The 21354-nt window shown below is 37.6% G+C and carries 18 protein-coding genes and 3 pseudogenes; 7 read left to right on the forward strand and 14 right to left on the reverse strand.

All coding sequences use genetic code 11. The features are described 5' to 3' along the window. Window positions 1-131: 131 nt before the first annotated feature. Window positions 132-728, reverse strand: coding sequence for a TetR/AcrR family transcriptional regulator (locus tag UP17_RS12635; protein WP_061463326.1), 597 nt, complete (start codon window positions 726-728; stop codon window positions 132-134). Between the two features lie 688 nt (window positions 729-1416). Here UP17_RS12635 and UP17_RS12640 point away from each other — a divergent pair. Then, on the forward strand, window positions 1417-1797 hold the full coding sequence (locus UP17_RS12640; RefSeq protein ID WP_061463327.1) for a VOC family protein: 381 nt from the start codon (window positions 1417-1419) through the stop codon (window positions 1795-1797). A gap of 79 nt (window positions 1798-1876) precedes the next feature. On the opposite strand, the gene UP17_RS12645 is transcribed toward UP17_RS12640, so the two are convergent. Next, entirely contained in the window at window positions 1877-2056 is a 180-nt protein-coding gene (locus UP17_RS12645; RefSeq protein WP_061463328.1) for a hypothetical protein, read from the reverse strand. A 403-nt stretch (window positions 2057-2459) separates the two neighbouring features. On the opposite strand from UP17_RS12645, the gene UP17_RS12650 reads away from it, so the two are divergent. Beyond that, window positions 2460-3407, forward strand: a complete 948-nt coding sequence (locus UP17_RS12650; protein WP_061463329.1) for an oligosaccharide flippase family protein — start codon at window positions 2460-2462, stop codon at window positions 3405-3407. Window positions 3408-4050: 643 nt separating this feature from the next. On the opposite strand, the gene UP17_RS27635 is transcribed toward UP17_RS12650, so the two are convergent. Next, window positions 4051-4383, reverse strand: a complete 333-nt coding sequence (locus UP17_RS27635) for a MarR family winged helix-turn-helix transcriptional regulator (RefSeq protein ID WP_250211662.1) — start codon at window positions 4381-4383, stop codon at window positions 4051-4053. Between UP17_RS27635 and UP17_RS28845 the strand changes: the two genes are divergently transcribed. Next, a complete protein-coding gene (locus tag UP17_RS28845; protein WP_250211867.1) occupies window positions 4316-4483 on the forward strand; it encodes a hypothetical protein in 168 nt (55 codons plus the stop codon). The two genes, UP17_RS27635 and UP17_RS28845, sit on opposite strands and share 68 nt — an antisense overlap. On the opposite strand, the gene UP17_RS29545 is transcribed toward UP17_RS28845, so the two are convergent. After that, window positions 4426-4614: a DUF5131 family protein gene (locus tag UP17_RS29545; protein ID WP_208857019.1), complete on the reverse strand. Its 189-nt coding sequence runs from the start codon at window positions 4612-4614 to the stop codon at window positions 4426-4428. The two genes, UP17_RS28845 and UP17_RS29545, sit on opposite strands and share 58 nt — an antisense overlap. A 115-nt stretch (window positions 4615-4729) precedes the next feature. Beyond that, window positions 4730-5698 carry a hypothetical protein gene (locus UP17_RS12660; protein WP_061463330.1) on the reverse strand — a complete coding sequence of 323 codons (969 nt, stop codon included), beginning with the start codon at window positions 5696-5698 and terminating at the stop codon, window positions 4730-4732. 909 nt (window positions 5699-6607) lie between these two features. Here UP17_RS12660 and UP17_RS12665 point away from each other — a divergent pair. The 3 genes and pseudogenes from UP17_RS12665 to UP17_RS28850 form a co-directional block, all read left to right on the forward strand. Beyond that, window positions 6608-7186 carry a 2OG-Fe(II) oxygenase gene (locus UP17_RS12665; protein WP_375166292.1) on the forward strand — a complete coding sequence of 193 codons (579 nt, stop codon included), beginning with the start codon at window positions 6608-6610 and terminating at the stop codon, window positions 7184-7186. A 1104-nt stretch (window positions 7187-8290) separates the two neighbouring features. Beyond that, window positions 8291-8347, forward strand: a pseudogene (locus tag UP17_RS29550) (hypothetical protein); the annotation flags it as partial. Window positions 8348-8356: 9 nt separating this feature from the next. After that, window positions 8357-8737: pseudogene (locus tag UP17_RS28850) on the forward strand (transposase); the annotation flags it as partial. Window positions 8738-8863: 126 nt separating this feature from the next. Here UP17_RS28850 and UP17_RS12670 read toward each other — a convergent pair. From UP17_RS12670 to UP17_RS12685, 4 genes are all read right to left on the reverse strand, one after another. Beyond that, a complete protein-coding gene (locus tag UP17_RS12670) occupies window positions 8864-10231 on the reverse strand; it encodes a vWA domain-containing protein (protein WP_061463332.1) in 1368 nt (455 codons plus the stop codon). Between the two features lie 96 nt (window positions 10232-10327). Then, window positions 10328-10630: a hypothetical protein gene (locus tag UP17_RS12675; RefSeq protein ID WP_061463333.1), complete on the reverse strand. Its 303-nt coding sequence runs from the start codon at window positions 10628-10630 to the stop codon at window positions 10328-10330. An 868-nt stretch (window positions 10631-11498) separates the two neighbouring features. After that, the gene (locus UP17_RS12680) at window positions 11499-12107 is read right to left on the reverse strand and encodes a pentapeptide repeat-containing protein (protein ID WP_061463334.1); all 609 of its coding nucleotides are present in this window, start codon (window positions 12105-12107) and stop codon (window positions 11499-11501) included. A 20-nt stretch (window positions 12108-12127) separates the two neighbouring features. Continuing rightward, window positions 12128-14017, reverse strand: coding sequence for a PrsW family glutamic-type intramembrane protease (locus UP17_RS12685; RefSeq protein WP_250211663.1), 1890 nt, complete (start codon window positions 14015-14017; stop codon window positions 12128-12130). A gap of 1041 nt (window positions 14018-15058) precedes the next feature. On the opposite strand from UP17_RS12685, the pseudogene UP17_RS28855 reads away from it, so the two are divergent. After that, a pseudogene (locus UP17_RS28855) lies at window positions 15059-15434 on the forward strand (IS3 family transposase); the annotation flags it as partial. Between the two features lie 85 nt (window positions 15435-15519). On the opposite strand, the gene UP17_RS12690 reads toward UP17_RS28855, so the two are convergent. The 5 genes from UP17_RS12690 to UP17_RS12710 form a co-directional block, all read right to left on the reverse strand. Next, window positions 15520-17250 carry a phospho-sugar mutase gene (locus tag UP17_RS12690; RefSeq protein WP_061463335.1) on the reverse strand — a complete coding sequence of 577 codons (1731 nt, stop codon included), beginning with the start codon at window positions 17248-17250 and terminating at the stop codon, window positions 15520-15522. A gap of 301 nt (window positions 17251-17551) precedes the next feature. Beyond that, window positions 17552-18007, reverse strand: a complete 456-nt coding sequence (locus tag UP17_RS12695) for an NUDIX hydrolase (protein ID WP_061463336.1) — start codon at window positions 18005-18007, stop codon at window positions 17552-17554. A gap of 84 nt (window positions 18008-18091) precedes the next feature. Next, window positions 18092-19315, reverse strand: coding sequence for a glycosyltransferase (locus UP17_RS12700; protein WP_208857020.1), 1224 nt, complete (start codon window positions 19313-19315; stop codon window positions 18092-18094). Then, window positions 19312-19650 (reverse strand): hypothetical protein, encoded by a 339-nt coding sequence (locus UP17_RS12705; RefSeq protein WP_061463337.1) that lies wholly within the window; start codon window positions 19648-19650, stop codon window positions 19312-19314. The genes UP17_RS12700 and UP17_RS12705 overlap by 4 nt, the downstream gene beginning before the upstream one ends. A 501-nt stretch (window positions 19651-20151) precedes the next feature. Then, a complete protein-coding gene (locus UP17_RS12710; RefSeq protein ID WP_061463338.1) occupies window positions 20152-21156 on the reverse strand; it encodes an NAD-dependent epimerase in 1005 nt (334 codons plus the stop codon). Between the last annotated feature and the right edge of the window lie 198 nt (window positions 21157-21354).

Consider the following 21354-nt stretch of genomic DNA (forward strand, 5'->3'; position numbering starts at 1 on the left):
ACGACATCCACTATGACAGCATCCTTGTCAGATTTCGTATTATCGCCTTCTAAGTATTATAGATAATCAGTGAGACCGATCGGTCTTTTTTAGAGTAAAAAAAAAGCCATCTCCGGCTTCTTTTTAGGCTGCTAGGCACAGTTCTGAGCAAGAAACGATCTAAGATGATGCACAGCTCTTTTCATGTACTCTTGGTTCTTGTAAAGTTTGCTAAGTGCTAGCGCCCCCTCCAGCGTGGAGATAAACACGGTCGCCACAAACTCGGGATCCACTCCTTGTTTAACCTCACCCTTCTTTATGCCTTCCTGAACAAGATTACGAACCATTCCGAGCAAGCCATCCATTGCTTCACGGACTTTTTCTTGAAGCAATGGGTCTGCGTCATCTGCTTCAATGGCAGCATTCATAATCGGGCAACCTCCCGGGAACAATTCTCTTTCAGCAATCCCTTCAAATACGGAAATAATGGAATGAAGGCGTTCCATGTATCCTTGTTTGCCTGCCATTGCTTCAGAGAAAAAATGACTCATAGTGTCAATGGAAAAGGAGAAAGCGCTCAACATTATTTCCTCTTTATTTTCAAAATGGTTATAAATCCCTCCTTTTTGAAGACCAGTCTCGTGCATGATGTCGGATATAGAAGATGCCCTATATCCTTGGCTATTAAAAATTTTTGATGCTTTTTCTAAGATCAGGGCTTTAGTCTGTTCTCCCTTGCGATTAACCATGAATCTATTTGCCTCCTTTTGAAAAAGGTTTACGAAATTTATAAGACCATTCGGTCCTTTTTATTGTACATTTAGGTAGTATCTTTGTAAAGTGCAAAAATAATAGGAAAAATTTTTGATTAAAGTGGATTACATCACATTGACTGAATTACAGATAAAAGGAAGACAAGCAAAACAGACATCCCACGTCCTAGCAAATATAAGTAACCTATTCAGAAGTGTCAAAATACAATTTTATAAAGATTTTATTTCTTATTACATAACTTTAACTGTAAAAATAATACTAAATACTACTGAATAGACTGTCATAAACGAAAAAACATTTAAAATCCATTGTGGCCATTCGTATGTTAAAATTAATTATACGAAAGTGTCTTATTTTTTTGTATTAATTATACACATTACATAAAAAACGTGTAGGAAAACCGAAAAATTGGTTTCTCTACACGTTTTCTATTTAAGAATGGGATTTATGTCCCATCCTCTTATGCAGTCGCCTTGGCCAGTAAACCACTAAAAAACTTAAGCATTTATGTAGTCGCTAATGAGACAGTAAAAGGTTCGAATGATTAGCAGTGTGTACCATGATAAATGGCGTACTCTTTTTTTAGCTACTTTGCATAAGGAAATTGAAATGTATATAATTGAATAAGTTATGTATTATCCAGCTCACTAGGGGGATGTAAGAATGTTACAATCTGTATGGTTTAATTTACCAGTTGCAAATTTAGAAAAGAGTGAAGCGTTTTTCGAGGGAATCGGATTCAATATTAATAAAAACCCCGATATGTTAGATAAAATGGTTGGTATTAAAGTGACGGAAGGTTCGATAATCATTCTAATTGAAAAGTCTCATTATGAGCAGGTTTCTCGTGCTTCAGTACAACCTAATGCAAATGAAGTGTTAGTGTCGATAGGTGTGAAGGAAAATAAAGAGGTCGATGAGATATTGGATAAAGTTGAAGCGGCAGGTGGCAAAGTACTCGAACGTTCAACAGAACATGAAGGATATTATGGTGGATTATTTGAAGATTTAGATGGTCACAAATTTAATCTGCTTGTGTGTTAACAAATAATAAAAGACTCGTTTGCTGCCCCTAACTTATGAAAAGCTAGGAGAGCGAATGAGTCTCTTTTTTTAACTTAAATTAATCAATACTTGATTGTTTACGTAGTTCATATACTTTATCTGGTGTTACGTCTTGGCCAAGTGGGTACCCATCTCTTATAGCTCTTACTATGACTTCATAATCCTCAATGCCATGCTTTTGGGCGATTTGAGCCAAAGAATAGGCCAGTTCATTCCGTTGTTCTTTCTTTATCGGCACATGTACTTTAATCGTTTTGTTATCTGGATTGACTCCGGGCGCTATAATATCATATACATTATTTTACCTTATTGCTTTCTTCCATGAATTCTCGGTTCTATCCTTCCTTTTTCTGATTGTCTAAGTAATCATAGACTAAAAAAAGTATAAACGCGGCCATCAGCACCACTAACCCTAGAGAAAATCGTTTTTTTAATTTCTTCACTTTATATCTCCTTGTCCAAAATTCTGTCTCTGCTTTTTAACTTTCCCCGTTAGTTCTAGAAAAATATAGAAAGCTAGTTTACATAGACAACCTCATCAGAAAGGTAAAAGGCTCCCTTTTCTCTCCATTATAATAACCAACATAAGTTTACCTTTATCATGCATATATTCATATATGGACAAGGTAGAGGGTGAATAAATGACTAAACAATCTCTTTTTAAAGGAACTATGATTTTAACAGTTGCCGGATTCATTACAAAGGTATTGGGATTTGCCAACGGAATAGTATTAGCAAATGTAATAGGTCCTGAAGGCGTCGGACTTATCATGATGGCAATGCCTGTTACTGGACTTTTAATTACATTAACTACGTTAGGACTTCCCATAGCTATATCTAAACTGGTTGCTGAAGCTGAAATAAAGGGAAACTATAGACGTGTAAAAAAAATCCTGGTTGTATCATTAGTAACTACTAGCTTATTAGGATTTATTTTAATGATTGTTGCAATTTTCGGTGCTAAGGCATTGTCTTCACATTTCTTAACAGATCAAAGAGCTTATTATTCTTTACTTGCCGTGATACCGATAGTTCCTATTGTGGCAGTTTCTTCAGTCATAAAAGGATATTTCCGTGGAAAACAAATCATGACACCAATTGCGCTATCTCAAGCAATTGAGCAAGTTGTTAGAATTGGGCTTATATTTTTTCTAGTTCAGTGGCTACTTCCTTATGGAATCGAATATGCTGCAGCTGGGGCAATTCTTTGTGGCATTATTGGGGAAGGATTTTCTCTACTATATTTATTCTCTGTATTTAAATGGTCAAAACATAAAAAATTCAAATTACACCATTCCTTTATAAAACAGCTCAGCAAAGGGAAGGAAATTTTCTTCGATTTACTTAAAACTGGACTGCCGACAACTGGAAACGGCTTAATACAATCTTTGATAGGAATTATTCAGCCCATTCTGATTACACAAAGTTTGGCTCTGGCCGGTATTGGAACGGCTTTAGCTACCAAACAATATGGTATTGTGATGGGATATGCTATACCTTTAATGCTTCTTCCGGGTTTTGTAACTAATTCTTTATCAATAGCTTTAGTACCAGCTATTAGTGAATCGAAAGAGAATAATATAATCTAATCGATACTATCAAAGTTATTTTATCCGGTATTATTATGGGGTACGGTGGTTTATTACATTTAAATATATTGAAAATGAGACTACAAATTTAATCGTGATATTGGTTATATCTTTAACGATTTCCTTGCTTAATAATCTACTATTTCTACTTTTTTTCAAAATCATTCATCTTAAAAAATTGCATAAATAGCATACATTTAATTTACCTGCTCATCGGTGACAATAAAGTTGTTTAATTTTAAGCACCCGTTAGCTTAATATCTTATTTGGTCAGTTTCGTATTTCAATTTTTTTGCGGTCCTCCAACATAACGTATAATCGTGTTATGATTTCATCTAATTGTTCTGGAGCAAATCGTAAAGACAATACAACCTGATGAAAAGTAGCCATTCCAGAATAGATAGAATAGGGTGATACATTTTAGTCATGTATAATATGTAGCGCCCTTTATTTTTTATGACTTTTCTGGAATTAGGTCTTGATAAGGAGAACCCTGCTTTGTGCCTTTAGGTGTAGATTTGAAACAAATTTTGATCAAATTAATACAAGAAACCTTGAACCACTATCTGTAATTTTAGTTGCATCATTTCAATATCATCCTTTCACTAATTTAGAAATCATTGTACAGTAAAGGCCGTCTAATCTAAAGAGCATTCATCTTATCAATCCTTTTTTTCTGAGAAAGATTTTTAAGCATCTCAATATATTCTTTCAATTGAGAATTAGTTAAACCTGAGATAGTTTCATAAAAGATAGATTCTTTTTCTCTTATTGCTCTTGTAGTTTTTTCACGACCATTTGTGGTCAAGGACAACAATACATCACGACGATCTGTGGAGTGAGGTTCACTCATAACATAACCTCGATTTTTTAGCTGACCAATAAGTCTACTTACAGAGCTTCGATCCATGGCGGTTGATTCAGCTAAAGTGCTTGCGTTAGCAGGACCATGTGAGTATAACCAACGAACAATCAAAAAAGCTGCTGGCTGTAATGTTGCGTCAAATATAGAAGTGGTTCAAGTGAGAGAAATCGAATATGAGCAGGCACTTTTTCTTAAATCTTTAATTCGATAAGATACATCTTCATTCTCTAAACTTGTTCCTATCCAAATATTTGGTGTCCAATGTAAGGATTCAGCCAATTCACTTAGTCGTTTAGAACGTTTCGTTAGTATTTGATAAGTATTATGTGGCGTTTCATTCATTGTTTTAAAGACTCTCTGTATAAAATCCAGCAGAACCTCCAATCCGACATGGAATTGGGCAGTTTTTTTATTTTATGTTTTTCTCTTTTTATAAATATAATTCAATATTAGGACATTAATTCCTTCTCGAACTGCGCATTGCTCTCCGGCGGTCGTGCAGTACCATCAGGATAATTATTCCCATCATCACTCCCAAGACGCTACTTAACTCGGTGGTTAGTACATATGCAAGCGGGTACTCTAGAGCAGGTTGTGCATCGGGGCGAATGGCGGACAAGCGGTTAAAGAGGTTATAAGAGAACAGCATTCCCGACGAGATCCATGCTGCTGCCATAGGAGGGAGGAACCTCTTCGACCCGCGGCGGGTGGTCAGTACCAACAAACCCCATGCCCCGGCGAAGGCCCACACACCGGTACTCAACGACAATAGGTGCCACCATATATCGCGGTTATCCAACATAGCTGGGTTGATGCCAATAGTTCCACCAACCGCCCAGAATAGCTTAATAAATCCAAGCAGGATACAGCCAGTCGCGACAAGCCTAGCCAAGGTGATATGCAGTTTCTGGCTGTTGCCCGGGAGTAATTCAATGTCGATTGGATCAGCAAATGCCTCTGGCCAACGCGCTTTAGCGTATCCAGCTAAGGCGAAAGGCAGGCAGATGCCGACTCCAACCAGTGAGACCATTACGAAAATCTGCTCATATACCCAAACGTTGACAGCTCCTTCCTGCTGATCGCGTATCATAGCAGCAGGACCAAGCACAGGTGCTAGCAACAGCATAGGAATAAGTAAACCAGTACCTACCCAGACGGGCAAGGCAACCAACCAGGCGGGCAGTCGCTCACCCCATGTCATGCTAAACGCCAATGCTAACAGGATACCAACTGCAGCTAGAACCATTGTTACTGCGTTTGCAGTGCGCCAACTTGGGTCGCCCATTTGTTCGGTCGGCATGAAGAGACCGAACGTCCAGGCGATTTTGATTAACAGATAAGGCATTAACGCTATAGCGGCACCATAACCCCAAAATCTACGCTTCTTCATCAAATGTGAAATTGGCTGCTTTTTCATTACTGTCATGAGGTCACCTCGGCTTCCAGACCAGTGAGTTCGTAAATCTCTACCTCTACAATGAACAGAGCGCTACCATTTAAACTCTCATGTTTATTTCTATTTATAACTATAAATAAACACCCCTTAAGAATTATTATTTAAACTGTTTTAGTTTTAATGAAATATAGGACTTTTCACGAAGATAATCATTCCCCCCATTACACTCACCGTCAATACCCTAAAAACTGCTCTGCTCGCTTCAACTTTAACATAATATTCCAACAAATAATCCCTTATTCTAAAAAATTGACACAAGAAGATCGCCTTCATTGACGACCTTCTTGTGTCAATAACTAATATACCCTTACTATTATTTAAATTGAATTATTCTTTTTATAAAAGGCTCTTTTCGTAAAGATTGTTGTTTTTAAAACGAAACTATTTAAGGTTGATTGGAGCGGAAGTGCGAGACTCCTGCGGGAGCAGCGGGACAGGTGAGACCCCACAGGCGTTTACGCCGAGGAGGCTCACCGCCCGCACCAAGGAAAGCGAGCATCTGGAGGACAAATCAACCACAACTCACTACCTGGTAAATAGCAACATAGTATGTGAAAACAGCCTTATAAAAAAACATTGATCATTTTTGCCTTCCTTAATCAACTAAACCAGCTAATAGGAAGTCAATATCTTTCTCTAAAATAAAAAACAACGTATGGTGAGTTCGCTCAAAGGGGATCATCACACACAAAATGTCCATTGACGAAGCAAGACATGGTTATCCCATGATATAATTATCATAGAAAACCGCTTACAGAAATGAAATTAAAAATCAGAAAATTCATTCTCTTGAGGAGACGATGAAAGTTGACAGTGGACAATAAAAATTCAATAAGTAAAGAACAAACTATTTTTAATCATATTGGAAATAAAATCAAAATGGAAGATAGAGAAATTAATATAATTGCTAAATTAGAAGAACCTCTTCTGGTGGTTTTAGGAAATGTATTGAGTGACGAAGAATGTGATGAACTTATTAGACTGTCAAAAGACAAAATGCATCGTTCTAAAATTGGAGTTACACCCGAAGTAAATGAGATAAGAACTAGTAGTAGTATGTTTTTTCAAGAAAATGAAAATGACATCATTTCCAAAATTGAAAAAAGAATATCGTCTATCATGAATATACCCATTGAACATGGGGATGGTATTCAAATTCTTAAATATATTCCAGGTCAAGAGTATAAAGCTCATTTTGATTTTTTTACATCTGCAAGTAAAGCAACAAAAAACAATAGAATCAGCACAATCGTCATGTACTTAAATGATGTAGAGCATGGAGGAGAAACTTTTTTTCCTAAACTGAATTTTTCAGTATCACCTCAAAAAGGAATGGCAGTGTATTTTGAATATTTCTATAACGATCAAAACCTTAACGACCTGACTTTACATGGTGGAGCTCCAGTTATTACTGGAGAAAAATGGGTTGCAACACAATGGATGAGAAGGAAAAAATAGTCTCCAAATGTCAGATGTTTTAAAAATGATAGATGTAATTCACTTCCTGCTCCCACATAACTGTCTCCTTCAAACCTTTATATCTGTATTAATGGATGAGGAATGAAGTTCGAGAAAAAACAGAAAATAGACATCTTTTTTTCTCATCGAGTTCCTTAATGAACTAATACACCTATTAGTTCATAAGGGATTTTCCTGATAAAATATGGCCACAAGGTGAAATCAAATAAATGACCAATAGCCTAATTAAGACTTGTCCATTGACCTTTCAAAACTTCGTCTTACCTCTTTCTGCTATTAAATGCTTTAATGCATCTCTAAGTAAGCTCCATCCAGTGAAATGTTTGTTTGGCAATCCGGATATCCAAGTTCTTATTGGCTTAACTTTGCATTTCTTTTCACCATGCAGTTATGTTATGTATTTAAACACTATTTCATTTACCTTTGTTACTAATTTTAAAAATCATCATAATCAGTCTTAATGTAATGAAATACCTTTTAGTAGCCATTTTGGTCTGGATGAGTTATTTTTAATGACCCATTATATCCTGCTTATATTCTTTATTACTTGCCATTTTAGAAATATTTGATAAAACCGTAAGGCGTACGTAACACGTAATATTAAGGTTGAAATTAAAGAAATGTGGCCTTACGGTCACCAGAAGGCGAATTGGCCGCATTATAAAAGAATAGGGGCTTGTTCCCTCTTATACAGTTGCTCAGATAAACCGAAAAAGAACTCATGTAAATCGGGAATTTCTATAAGAAGAAGAGAAAAAGTAGTGGTCATTGATATTAACATATGACAAGTCAATGTGCCTTTGTCAATCTCTTTAATCGTGAAATTATTGAATTTAGTACAGGACCTAACAAGGACGCCAAGCTTGTGGCACGAGCATTTGCATCAATCAAAGGTAACCTCCGTGACATTCAGCTCTTCCACACAAATCGAGGGATGAATTTTAAAACTAGCTGATTGACGAAAATATGAAAGGTTTCCCTTATGATAACGCTGCCGCGGAAGTGACATTTAAAATCATTAAGACTGAGTTCACCAATCAAAACATTCGCAAGCAATAGCTTACACTCGATTTTGGAGACTATGTGAACTGGATTAATAAGCTGCGAATTCAAGGAACTTTAGGCTACGTAAGCCCTCTTGAGTTTAAAATCGACCTTCATTCTAAGAAAATAGTAAGGTATTCATTTTCTCGTTCAATGACGACAGAACTGGTCATAAAAGCTTTCAATAACGCACACGGATCTTGGCTCACAATATACAAGCAGTGAGTTTACTCAACATATCCAAAACCATCATATTAAGCAATCTTTTAGTCAGAAAGGTTGCCCGTACGATAATGCCTGTATTGAATCCTTTCATGCCCTATTAAAAAGGAAGAAGTCAACCACGTACAATATCTAGACTATCAAACAGCTAAATTAGCGATGTTCCAATTTATTGAAGGTTAGTATAACCGAAAAAGAATTCACAGCAGCTTGGGCTATCAAACCCCACAAGCCATTGAAGATCGAATTAGGAATACAGCTTAAGATTTAACTTTTTAGTGTCCAGAATATTGACTCAAATCCAGTTACCCCTTAAAAAAGTTGATTGATTTAGTGTTAACAATCCAACATTGATCCTCCATGATCGTGTCATTCCGCCGCAGCCGTTAATTATTTTTTCTTATTCGTCAGATCATCGATATTCTTATCCCCTTCATCCTTGATATCGTCATAAACCTGATTTCCACTATTAGTGACTTCGTCATACAAACGCCTCCCGGTATTACGAGCATAATCCCATGCGAAATTCTTACGATCAGTAATCTGTTTCCAGACCTCACCGTGAGGGATAGCATTTCCATATTTAATTTCTAGATACTTAAGGGCTGCTAGCAGATTATAATATTCTTTGTTCACTAGAATTTGCATATCTGTTTCTGTATTATTAATAACTCCCTGCTTCTGTTCTTTTTGTGTATTTGCCTGTCCTTCTCCTTTTTCTTTCCACATCGTCCACTCGCCTTGTAATTTGGCATACGCTTTATTGAGATAATTCTTTAGTGATTCGTCATTATCTACAGAAGTGAACTCTCCACCACCAGATGTAGCAACTTGTCGAAGCAATTTCTGTCCTTCGTTATCCACATTAAAGCCAATAATATTTACAACTGTTTTCACTTTGGATTGGTTGAGTTCTTTGGCAATCTGCACTGGATTACCTCCACATGTTTCAATTCCATCACTAACTACATATACGACCGAATCGGTTGTCTCCGGATTAATATCTTGTTTTACAGATTTCAGAGCATTTGCAATTGGCGTCCATCCGGCTGGTTTTATATCTTGAAGTACCGTTTTTATTTGATTTGTCTGCTCACCTTGACCATGAAAGATTTCTTCTGTACTGTTACAGGATACTTTTTTATCTTTATGACTTCCTGTTCCTTTATGTCCATAAACCCGCAAAGATACCTCTGCATTTTTTGGTAATTTATCTAAGAAGATTTGAATAGCTTCTTTGGCAGAGTCCATTTTTGATTTGCCATTGATCTGCGCTTTCATGCTGCCACTGGCATCAAGTAGGATCGAAATGTGTAACTTCTTACTTGTGGGTAATGTGATTTTACCATTAGGTCGCTCATTATTCACTTTAACTTCTGTTACAAAATTATTGAAAGTTGTCACATAAGGTCGATAATCTTCAGCCAATAGGAGGAGGAGTTCTTCCTTATATTGATCAGCTGTCAAATCACTTGATAATTGATCCAGAGCTTCCTGAACCTTCTGTTCATCATAGTTAGAACCAGCATAACTTCCTGGAGGTTTCATTAATATTTGTTCATCTGTTAAGGAAGTCTGATGTTTACTTTGATCTGAATCTGATGGGTCCTGAATGTTTGAAATATTCTTTTCCGGTTCATTACTTTGATTTGAATGTGATGGATTCTGAGTTTTTGAAGTATTCTTTTCCGGTTCATTAATACAACCAGCAAGGAATAAGGCTAACGTTACCAATATTAAGATAGACCTTCGAATCATCAACTCGCCTCCGATTAATAATCTTCTTATATAATCAAATTATTATCTACCAAGCCAAAGTTCATTTGATAACCACGGCTTCTGAGAATATACATGTTAATCAGGCTGATACGAGCAGACTAAATTTGCCGATTTCCATTCGTATTGAAGCTTCAATTCGTTTCCTCTGCGGTTGACGACCATAATGAATGGCTCCGCTTTGGGCTCGTGCAATATAACCCGAATATCGTTTCCTTCTTTCTCGTATTCCCCGAACCATATTTGGGTAAAATTTCCCGTTGTTTCATGAACGGATAAAGGTTCCCTATCGGTAGTAGGATTTTCAAAAAATTTCATCCCGGAAAAGCAAGCTGTCGATTGGGAACCGGCGACAAGCCTCCAGTCCCCCTCTAGTTTCAACTCTGCGGTTTCCGTTTTTTTTGCATCATTGAACCAACCAGCAAGGAAACGGCAAATAGTACAGCGATCGTTCCTACAACTGTACTTTTCATAAATAACCCCCTTCACTGCATATTAATCTCATTGAGCAAAGAAGTAATTAAATATTATGGTTGCGATTATGAAAACCTCTATATTGGAAATATGGTGCAGTGTATTGTTGGCGTAACTTTTATGGGCGATTATGGTATTGCATAACCCGATATAAACGACCACACGCTCACGCCGAAACGCGTTGGGCAGCCCGCTCTCCAGCAGCTCCAGCCTGCCATAGCATATACTCCTTAGTGTCGCCATCATCTTGGAGCGCACACATTCCTTCACCGGGAAAGCGTAGGTACTTCCTCTCTCCACATCCGTGCCACCTTGTCACCAGGTATTACATAGGTTAAGTGTGTTATGGGTTGAATAACGAGTTCAAAGGCAACATAAGTTTGTGATATCAAAGCTTTCCTATAAATACAACTACGTCTTTACATGCATGGGGTATTTTTCCTTAAGCCCTTCTACTCTTTCAAATAATTTGGTTTGCTGTTCTTCTCTAGGTTTAGATGCGCCCACTCTTATAATTGATCAAGTTCAGCAAAAATACTTGGTAAATCTTGCTCTTCATCAACACCTGACGAAAAAAGATCTACCTAGGATGGCAGTATCCAAAATTCTTTGAAAAAGGATTCCGTAGCAACTGAAAGAAAGAAGTGTTTTTCAAAATCGTTTTGTGGATCAAGGATCATTACACTAATAGCCATTTGTTATTCAACTTCGAAGACCGCACTGAAAGCTACTGTTTTGATTTAACGGTATTGTCTCGATCAATAACGCCTAAAAGTTATTCTTTGATTTCATTAATGAGCCACTGTCTACCTTCTTCTCCTTTAAGAATTATAGGGTGTTCTGGAGTACCTATATTAACACTTTTAATGAAAGCCTCCTCTAGTCCTCGAATCCCCCCTAACTTAGCCCCCTTTAGTAATACCCCTTCAAACGTAGATAACCTTACATCAGCATTCAGTAATGAAGCTTCACGAAAATCTGCCTCATCAAAAAGACCACCTACTAAATTTGCGTTTGATAAATCAGCCTTAACAAAAACTGTCTCAATGCATTCACTATCAGCAAATCTTGAGGCTTTAATATTTGCATTTGTAAAATCTACATATGAAACGTTAGACTTACAAAAATCTGAACCTTCTAAATTAGCGAATTTAAAAGTTGATGAACATAATAAAGATGAAGACATATCTTTAAGATTTAAGTTCATACCATCAAAAAGACAAGCTGTAAGGTATGCTTGATCTAACGGATATTTTGATAAATCTAAATTTCGGAAGTCTATTTCATCTAAGCCGAGTTTTTCACCTTTCTTACCAATGGTCTCTATCCAAAGGCGGTGTGATTCAAGTTGAACAATAATTTCCTCAACATTTAATATTGTCATGCCCTGCATACCCTCCTAAACTATGGATACCAAATAATTCTATCAGCTATTCCTGCTTCTTTTATTGCCTCTTTTAACTGATCAATATGTTCAGGAATTAGTTTTCTCGTATCCACTATTACATTGTAGTTTTTATCAAGTTCCTTATTGATCCCTTTCATTCCATTATTTACTGTAAAGGCTCCCTTTTTCGGTGATGTATGCCCATTTGGATAAGATTGAAAGCTTTTAACATCCCATTTTACACCATTAGTTGTGTCAATAAATTCTGCTCCACCATCAGCCTGAGGATCTCGAATTATTCTACCTAGTTTGCCCTGTTTCTCCAATTCCAAGCCTATCTCTCTTTCTTTCACACCCTGATCTCTAATTTTGCCTCCATGTGAAGGATCACCTGCTAAATCATCCAATTCCTTTTGATTTCTACCACCAGTATACTCCGTTCCCTCATCAGCTTTATCCTTATTCGGCGTATCGTCATCCGGCTTCTTGGGATCGTCCGTATGCTTGCCAGGGCTTTCGCCGTCACTTTTCGGAGGTTTCGGTTTAATCGGAACGTCGACATCCGGCTTCCGGGACCCAAGCTTATCCAAAAGCTTGCGCAAATAGCGGTGCCCTTTCTTCCCAACCCATCTTAGTGCACTGCCGAACGGGATTCGGCTTAGTACAATGCCGAGAGCGACGGAAAACGCATTTTCGGGAGTCAGCAGCTTCTTCGGATCGCGGATATAACCGGCAGTCTCATGTCCGCTCCCGGCGATTCCCGCCCCAGTCATCGCGATGCCAAAAGCCGGCCAGAATCCGACGAACAGCAATGACAAGGCAAGGGCACCAAGCACTATCACCCCTTGTTCATACCAATCCAATCCATCCCACCAATTTTGCAGCGAATCGAACATGCAGGCGAAACATGCCGTTTCCCCACCGCCCGCATGAGCCCCGATGCCTGCGAACAGACCGGACACAAGCAGAATCATCGCGAGTCCGGTTAGCGCCTGGTAAAGAGCCTTTACCCGAGCCTGGACAGGCTCCTGTCTACCGGCGGCTTCTTCATTTCCATAAAGTAAATGATATCCAAGCTCCCTGCGCTCCCGGTAAAAGCCTAGCCAATATATGAATTTCCCCCGGTCCAGACAAAAAGAACGGATCATATTCCACAGCTCGGTAAACGGATTAAGAAGCGGCTCGTTCGGCAGCAATGGAAGGCAGTTCCGTATTTTGTTCAGCGACCAGTAATCGGCAATGAGCGATGCGGCCAGCATCAGCAGGAAGGCCGGCTGAGTTTTATAACCGCTGCCGGTCCACTCATGAAGCCGGAACACCCAACCCGGCAGCTTGTGTTGGCCGTTATAAGCCGCGTGATCCAAGATGGACCACAGCAAAAGGATTGCCGGGAACAGAAAAACCCATTTCGTCAGTCTTGTTCGCAGCCGATAAGCAATTCCGCACGCAAGTGTGATCATGGCTGTATGTACGGGATGACCGACGGTCATTAGCGTCGGGAACAGACTTTCTTCGAAACGCCCGGGAAACAGTGAGAATATATCCCAATGGATCGTTTCGCCGCCCAGCATTGTAAAGCTATAGCCAAACTTTTTCTCAAGAATGCCGGAACTTAGCCACCTTCGGGAAAGCTCCTCCATCAGTTGGAAGCCGACACCGGTTGCCGCCCCGATGAGCGTGAAATCGCTTAAACTCAAGGCGGAAGCTCGACGTGAGAAAAACAGAAATATACCTAGAGGAAGGAGCTTCCACAATTCTTCGAAAATTGGCGTGATAACGGCAATGGACCAAGTGTCGGAAGTTTTTCCGCCGAAAAACGCATGGAGAGCATTGACCGTAAGCGTCGTGAACGGTACGACAAGGAAAACACCTAACAGAACGAACAGAACAACTTGCTTCCACGGCATCGTTTTGCTTCGGCACAGAAACCAAAATTGCAGCAGCACATAAAACGACCACAAATATTGAATCATCATGGTACGCGATTCTTTAACGAAAAACAAGCTCAACACAAACGCAAGCAAAGACAGCCAGGAAAAAATCGCATACGCCGTTTTAATAAACGGATATTTCGCAATCCAAGATTGGCAAGTTCGATAGATGGCCTCAAGGAAATCCCGAATTCCGTTTCGAATGGACCAGAGCGTATTCACTACGGTCGCCTCCTTTGTAAGCCGACCTCGTGCGAACGGGACGTCTCCCTTGACGACGGTCCGGCCATGAGTAAATAAATGAATTCATGAAAACGATGGTCACCGATCGATCGGAGGTTTATAGAGTAATACCCGCAACAAGTACTTACCCTATTTCTCGCGGGATACTAGTAATATAGACATTTTTATAAAATGTGGAAAAGGCGCTGGTCGCAAATCTGGGTATTTTTGCACGAAGTCCAGAAAAGGTAAAATCGCTGCTATTGAAAGGAGAAAAATGCCGATTGCCGCATTAAGGAGAAAGCATCCTTCAAATCGCCTTCAAAATAATGGGGCCGCGAAAATAAATAAAAATAACGTGCCCGTTGCAAGTATAAATCCAATCAAACTTGTAATCACAAGCCATCTTTCCCTTCAAATAATTTGGTAGATGGTCGTACAACATCATTTCAATCAGTTTGCATAGGATTTGACATGAAAAATCTCCTTCTTTCCTCACCTCTTATTTATTTGATTAACCTATATTTTTATATTCGAAATTACTAAAAAGATACCTCTAAATTGAGTTTTATTAACAAACCTGTTCTTTATCTTAATAAAATGTTTTAAAAGCATCTAAATTTGCACATACATTTATTCAACTAAATGAATCGTCTACACTTATCTGGACAGAAGTTTTAAGGGCAGATACACTTAACTCACTACGATAAGGGTGCACTCAAAATGACCAAGCGAAAACGCCATACGTTCACTTCCGAATTTAAACAACAGATCATTGAACACTACCAAAAATGGAACAAAGATAAATACTCGGTATCAGCAATGTGTGGCGTCCTGGAGCTTTCACGTAGCACCTAATACTACGAAGCAAATGCCATTTTAGAAATTTTTGATAAAAACCGTAAGGCGTACGGAACACGTAAGATTAAGGTTGAATAAAAGAAAAGAGGCATTACGGTCTCCAGAAGGCGAATTGGCCGTATCATGAAAGAACAGGGGCTTATTTTTCTCTTTTATAGTTGCTCAGTCTAAACCGCAAAAGACCTCATGCAACGAATCAGGCCAGGCTAACGAATTAAATCGGGAATTTCTACAATCTACAAGAAGAAGGGAAAAAATAGTGGTCAGTGATTTAACATATGTCAAAGTCAAAAATAACTGGCATTACATGTTAAACAAAAAAGGGTCCGCATTTCTCTACAAAATGAATGCTGACCCTTGTTTTTTAAGAAGATCCTCTGAATGAGAGTCCTTCTTTAAAGCATTTTATTGATACTTCTCATAAAGTCTTTCATAACGGTGGATAATTTCCCTTTCGCTTCCTTCATCGAGCTTCCTTTAACACCGAAATAAAATTTAATTTTAGGTTCTGTTCCGGAAGGTCGTAAACATACCCATGTGCCATCTTCAAGAAAGTATTTTAATACGTTCGATTTTGGGAGCTTGATGGCCTCTTCCCTATTTGACGCAAACATGTATTTTTTCCTGCTGAGATAATCCTCTTGAACCACTACTTGAAGACCACAGATTTGATCTGGTGGATTTTCACGTAATTCATTGAGAATCGCTTCAATTTGTCTTGCACCTTCAATTCCTTTTAAAGTCAACGATTGCAAATCTTCCAGGTAATATCCATATCTATCGAAAACATCCAGTAAACCTTCGTACATCGTTTTGCCTTGCTTTTTATAATAGGCACAAACTTCCACTGCCAGAATAGTAGCCTGTATGGCATCCTTATCTCGAGCAAAATCTTTGATTAGATATCCATAGCTTTCTTCATAGCCAAACAGGAAAGAGTGTTCTCCACTTGTGTGGTATTCATTGATTTTTTCAGCAATGAATTTAAATCCAGTTAAAACATCTACGGCTTTTAAACCATTTTGCTCAGAAATCGCCCTTCCTATTTCTGAAGTCACGATGGTCTTTAATACGACGCCATTTTCAGGAAGAGTCCCTTTCTTTTGTTTTTGTGAAATTAAATAATCCAAAAAGAGAGCGCCTGTTTGGTTGCCTGTTAATACGACATAATCTCCAGCATTATTTTTTACGCTAATTCCGAGTCTATCCGCATCCGGATCGGTGGCAATCAATAAATCAGCGTCGACGCGGTTTCCAAGCGCAATGGACATTTCAAAAGCAGCATGCTCCTCTGGATTAGGCACTTTAACAGTAGGAAAGTTAGCATCGGGCATTTCCTGTTCTTTAACAATATGGACATTTCGATATCCTAGATCATGCAAAGCACGTTTTACAGATTTATTCGCTGTACCATGAAGCGGTGTAAACACGAGCTTTACATCGATTTCATCTGCTAACTTTGGATTTTCCGGAATAGTGAGCAAATGCTCATTATAAGCAATATCCAGCTCCTCCCCGATGATTTGAATGAGTCCTCTGTCCTTTAGGATTTCTTCTTCCTCAACTACAATGGAAAGCTCACTTTCAATCGCGTTCACGTAATTAATGACTTGATCCGCCGCTTCAGGAGGTAGCTGTGCCCCGTCTGATCCGTACACTTTATACCCATTATATTCAGACGGATTATGGCTTGCTGTTATGACGATACCGGCAAATGCACCCAGCTTACGTACGGAAAAAGAGAGCTGTGGGGTAGGCCGTAATTCATCAAATAAATAAGCTTTAATTCCCTTTGTTGCCAAAGTCCTGGCTGCTTCCAATGCAAATTCGGGAGACTTATGTCTTGAATCGTAAGCAATTACGACTCCTCTGGATTTTGCCTCGTTTCCAAACAATTGAATATACTCAGCAAGTCCTACTGTCGCTTTTCGCACGGTATAAATGTTCATCCTATTCGTACCTGGACCAATTTCCCCTCGCATACCACCCGTCCCGAAGTCCAAATTTTTATAAAAGGCGTCTTCAAGTGCTATCTCATCATCCTTCATTTCTTCAAGCATTAAACGCATTTCATTATCTAAATTTCTGTAACTTGTCCAAATAGTATATAATGACTTCCAGTCCATGAAAAAACAGCTCCTTCCAGCCTGTATATTTTTCTTTTCTCTTTGACCTTAGTACACATTGTAGGCGATCAATGAGTATGAAATCTAAAAGCCATCGTTCCTAAAGCACCATTACGATATCATTTTTAGCTTTCCCAAGTAGTTCCTTATCCTGCAACGGAGTTGTAGAATCGCCAAATATCGTACCTTCCAAAGTAGGTTGATTCATTCATATTCCCAACCAGCACTTTGGAAAGAGCGTCATTTATTCTTCATTACTTCTTTGAAAGAAGAGCGAAAATACGGCTTGTTTCGAAAAAATTCAATTGCGAAATCTTGAATAATTACAAATTTCTTTTTTGATATCGGGATCCATATCTTTTGGCAGCTGATTGATTGGAAAGAATTGTACAGCACTTCCTTCATTACCATCAGGTTTCAAGGTTCCTTCGATAATTTCATTTGTTGTATAAAAAGCGTTAACAGAATAGAATTGATCTCCATTTGGTAAGTGAATAAAATAGTTTACGCCTGATAAAACTTTTAGAAATTGTAATCCACCAATCGTTAAACCTGTTTCTTCTTTTACTTCACGCAATGCTGTTTCCTCTAATGATTCTCCTAACTCCATAAGTCCCCCTGGTAATCCCCATACTTTTGTATCTGTTCGATATTGTAATAAAATCTGCCCAAGTGGATTAAATACTAATACTTTTGCCCCTGTTAAAATGACTGGCCTTTTTCCCACAAGCTTGCGTAAATCTTCAATATAGCCCATGTCATTCCCCTTTCTACCTAAATGATAACTATTGGGTATCCTGCTTGTTTTTTCGTAACTGTTTTTAAGTTTTCCTTACTTGATTTATTTTTTCTGTTCCTTTTTCGTTTTCGTTTTCGTTTTCTTTTCCTTTTTCGTTTTCTTTTCCGTGTTCTTTTTCGTTTTCTGTTCCGTTTTCGTTTTCTTTTCCGTGTTCTTTTTCGTGTTCTTTTTCGTTTTCTGTTCCGTTTTCGTTTCCGTTGTATTAACGAGAGAATATAATCTTTGTTGCTCAATAATTTGTTTATTGACATCAAATTTTTCTTCAATGACTTTCCGTGCTCTTTCCGTATAGGCGTTCCAAATCTCTGGATGATCTATAAAGAATTGTATGCCTTTCGCTAACTCAATATCATTTTTTTCTGGAGCTAGGTATCCTGTTCTCAGGTGTTCAATTAATTCAGGGATTCCCGCATGTTGAGTGGAAACGACAGGTAAACCGCTAGCCATTGCTTCTTTTAAGGCATTAGGAATGCCTTCGATATCACCAGTTTTAGCAGTCTGACTTGCAAGGCAAAAGATATGAGCTTTTTTCAATTCGTCCGAAACTTGTTTTGAATCCATAGCTCCTCTAAGAATCACAGCATCTTTAAGGTTAAATTCTGTAATGACCGATTTAATTTTATCCTCATCTTCACCTGCTCCAATAATATGCAGTCTAGCCCTTGGATATTGTGTATAAATCCGTTTAAATGCTTTTATAAGAGTAATAAATCCTTTTTTGTCTACAAGTCTACCTACAGATAAAACTCTTATTTCGCCTTCTTTAGGTAGAGTGGGGGTAGAATAGGTGAAAAGATCCAATTCGATACCACCATATAACACATGAATTTTATCGTCCGGAATTCCTAAACTTCTTAATCCTTGTGCAAGATATTGGCAAACAGGAAAAAAGTGTGCACCCTGTTTAATTAATGATGAATATCGCTGAGCATTTTTTTCGAAAATTTCTGGTCTGTCAGAACCATCGCGCCCTCTAATGCTAACAATCAATGGGATATTATATTTTTCACATACAGGCAAAATTTCTTGTCCATGTTTTCCGTGATGAGCATGAATGGCTATGATTTCTTGTTCTTTGAAGAAATTTTCTAGATCTTTAATCTTGTTTAAATTATAGTAGTTTTCAAAGGGGAATTCTGTATGGTTGGTATCGTCGAATGGGCCGATTACGATTGAGCGATAGCTACTTATTTTTACGATTTGATTATATATAAAACGTTGGTGTACTTTAATGTTTTCACTTACAAAATAAGCAATAGTTTTCATCCAGCCTCAGTCCCTTTAACAAGAAATTCATATTTGCTCTTCTCGCGTCCTGCTAAAACTAATAGCTCTTGATAATTGCCTAATTTTTTTATTTTTCCTTGTTCTTCAATTTGTTTCACTTGCTTGTGAAATTCATGAGGGAACATGGAATCAGCTTTATAAATGTCTTTGTATGGTAGGTCTTCAGAACAAACTTTAAGGTAGTTTTCAAACAGAGGATTTAATTTGAATAGAAGATCTTTTGCAGAATTACGTGTAAGGGACGTCATGAGAAAATCTGACAAATTATACTCCTTAAGAACTTCCAATGGAGTTTTCATATTTTTAGGGTTCAAATTACTTTCTCCTTTTATTAACTAACATATTTTTAATTATTCTTTTTGCTTGCATGTAATTTACCTATTTACCTATCTCTTTTTATTTGATTTTAGGCTTTTACTCATTAAATTTTTAATTATATTGATCTGCTGCCATGTACACTTCAAATCTACTAATATCGAATCTTTCTCCATCAATCGTTTTCCCCATAGACATTCTATAATTTTCATCATTTCATCAATTACATCTGTTATTTGACCTTTCATCACCAACTCCAGGATTTATTTTTTCTAAAGTGTCAATGACAGCTAAATTTGACGGTGGATCATTTGATGGTTTTAAACGTTATTGAAACTTCACCTATGCCGAATTATATTTCCTCAAGGCTTGACGCCATTACCTCATCTTTTGTTATCATTATCAAGTTGAGGTGATTGAAATTTTTTAATTTACTGACTGAAGCAGAGATTCCATCATTATTTTTTATCCACTAATATAAATTCACTACTTCTTTTTCCTTATTTATTGTACTTATTGTACCAATTTACAAAATGAGTTAAACCTTCTTCTATTCTTGTTGAAGGATAGAACCCCACATCAGCATGCAAATCGGCAATATCTGCATATGTCTCCTTAACATCTCCCGGTTGCATTGGTAAGAACTCTATTTTTGCCTTTTTGCCAATTAGTTTCTCTAATGTGTTAATGAAATCCATTAATTTTACGGGCTTATTGTTACCGATATTATAAATTTTGTATGGGGCATAACTTGAACTTGAATCAGGATTAGCTCTATCCCATCCAATATTACAAACCGGTGGTTTATCAAGTAATCGGATTATTCCTTCAACAATATCATCAATATAAGTAAAGTCTCTTCTCATATCCCCATTATTAAAAACCTTTATTGTATTCTCTTCAATAATATTTTTAGTAAAAGAGTAATAAGCCATATCAGGTCTCCCCCATGGACCATACACCGTAAAGAAACGGAGTCCAGTGGTTGGAATATTATATAAATGACTATAAGTATGAGCCATTAATTCATTAGACTTTTTAGTGGCAGCATATAAACTTACTGGATGATCCACTTGGTCTTTGGTTGAGAAGGGGATATTAATATTTGCTCCATATACAGAACTTGAGGATGCATAAATTAAGTGCTTTACATTATTTTGTCGACAGACCTCTAAGATATTTACAAACCCAACTAGGTTGGAATTAACATAAGAATCCGGGTTGTCTATGCTATAACGTACTCCAGCCTGAGCTGCTAAGTTGATGACTATATCAATGGTTCTGTCTTTAAATAATTGATTTAATTTTTCTTTATCCAACAAATCCATTTTATGGAATTCGAAATCAGGGTTTTCTTCTAATATCTTGAGTCGATTGTTCTTTAAAGAAACATCATAATAATCATTAATATTGTCTACTCCTATAACATTGATATCTTGGGCTAACAAACGTTTTGTTAAATGGAAACCAATGAAACCTGCAGCCCCTGTTACTATAATGTTCATAGTATTGATTTCAATCCTTTCTATATAATTGGATTTTGACACCTTTCTGGAACACTGAGTAAGCATCCGTATTCATATATATTGATACTTTCGATCCTTTAAATAACAGAACAGTGTTCATTAAGACGGATATAAAGAGGGGGCAAACTCAAAATCTTCATTGGGGAGAGACTTACGTTTTATTCGTAATCCACCAAT

Source organism: Peribacillus simplex (assembly GCF_001578185.1).
GTDB lineage: Bacteria > Bacillota > Bacilli > Bacillales > DSM-1321 > Peribacillus > Peribacillus simplex_A.

Bases quoted from the DNA above. Each gene is read 5' to 3' on its own strand.
- UP17_RS12635 (WP_061463326.1), bottom strand. From the start codon at position 728: ATGGTTAATCGCAAGGGAGAACAGACTAAAGCCCTGATCTTAGAAAAA.
- UP17_RS12640 (WP_061463327.1), top strand. From the start codon at position 1,417: ATGTTACAATCTGTATGGTTTAATTTACCAGTTGCAAATTTAGAAAAG.
- UP17_RS12650 (WP_061463329.1), top strand. From the start codon at position 2,460: ATGACTAAACAATCTCTTTTTAAAGGAACTATGATTTTAACAGTTGCC.
- UP17_RS28845 (WP_250211867.1), top strand. From the start codon at position 4,316: ATGGCGGTTGATTCAGCTAAAGTGCTTGCGTTAGCAGGACCATGTGAG.
- UP17_RS29545 (WP_208857019.1), bottom strand. From the start codon at position 4,614: ATGAATGAAACGCCACATAATACTTATCAAATACTAACGAAACGTTCT.
- UP17_RS12660 (WP_061463330.1), bottom strand. From the start codon at position 5,698: ATGACAGTAATGAAAAAGCAGCCAATTTCACATTTGATGAAGAAGCGT.
- UP17_RS12665 (WP_375166292.1), top strand. From the start codon at position 6,608: ATGGAAGATAGAGAAATTAATATAATTGCTAAATTAGAAGAACCTCTT.
- UP17_RS12670 (WP_061463332.1), bottom strand. From the start codon at position 10,231: ATGATTCGAAGGTCTATCTTAATATTGGTAACGTTAGCCTTATTCCTT.
- UP17_RS12680 (WP_061463334.1), bottom strand. From the start codon at position 12,107: ATGACAATATTAAATGTTGAGGAAATTATTGTTCAACTTGAATCACAC.
- UP17_RS12685 (WP_250211663.1), bottom strand. From the start codon at position 14,017: ATGCCGTGGAAGCAAGTTGTTCTGTTCGTTCTGTTAGGTGTTTTCCTT.
- UP17_RS12690 (WP_061463335.1), bottom strand. From the start codon at position 17,250: ATGGACTGGAAGTCATTATATACTATTTGGACAAGTTACAGAAATTTA.
- UP17_RS12695 (WP_061463336.1), bottom strand. From the start codon at position 18,007: ATGGGCTATATTGAAGATTTACGCAAGCTTGTGGGAAAAAGGCCAGTC.
- UP17_RS12700 (WP_208857020.1), bottom strand. From the start codon at position 19,315: ATGAAAACTATTGCTTATTTTGTAAGTGAAAACATTAAAGTACACCAA.
- UP17_RS12710 (WP_061463338.1), bottom strand. From the start codon at position 21,156: ATGAACATTATAGTAACAGGGGCTGCAGGTTTCATTGGTTTCCATTTA.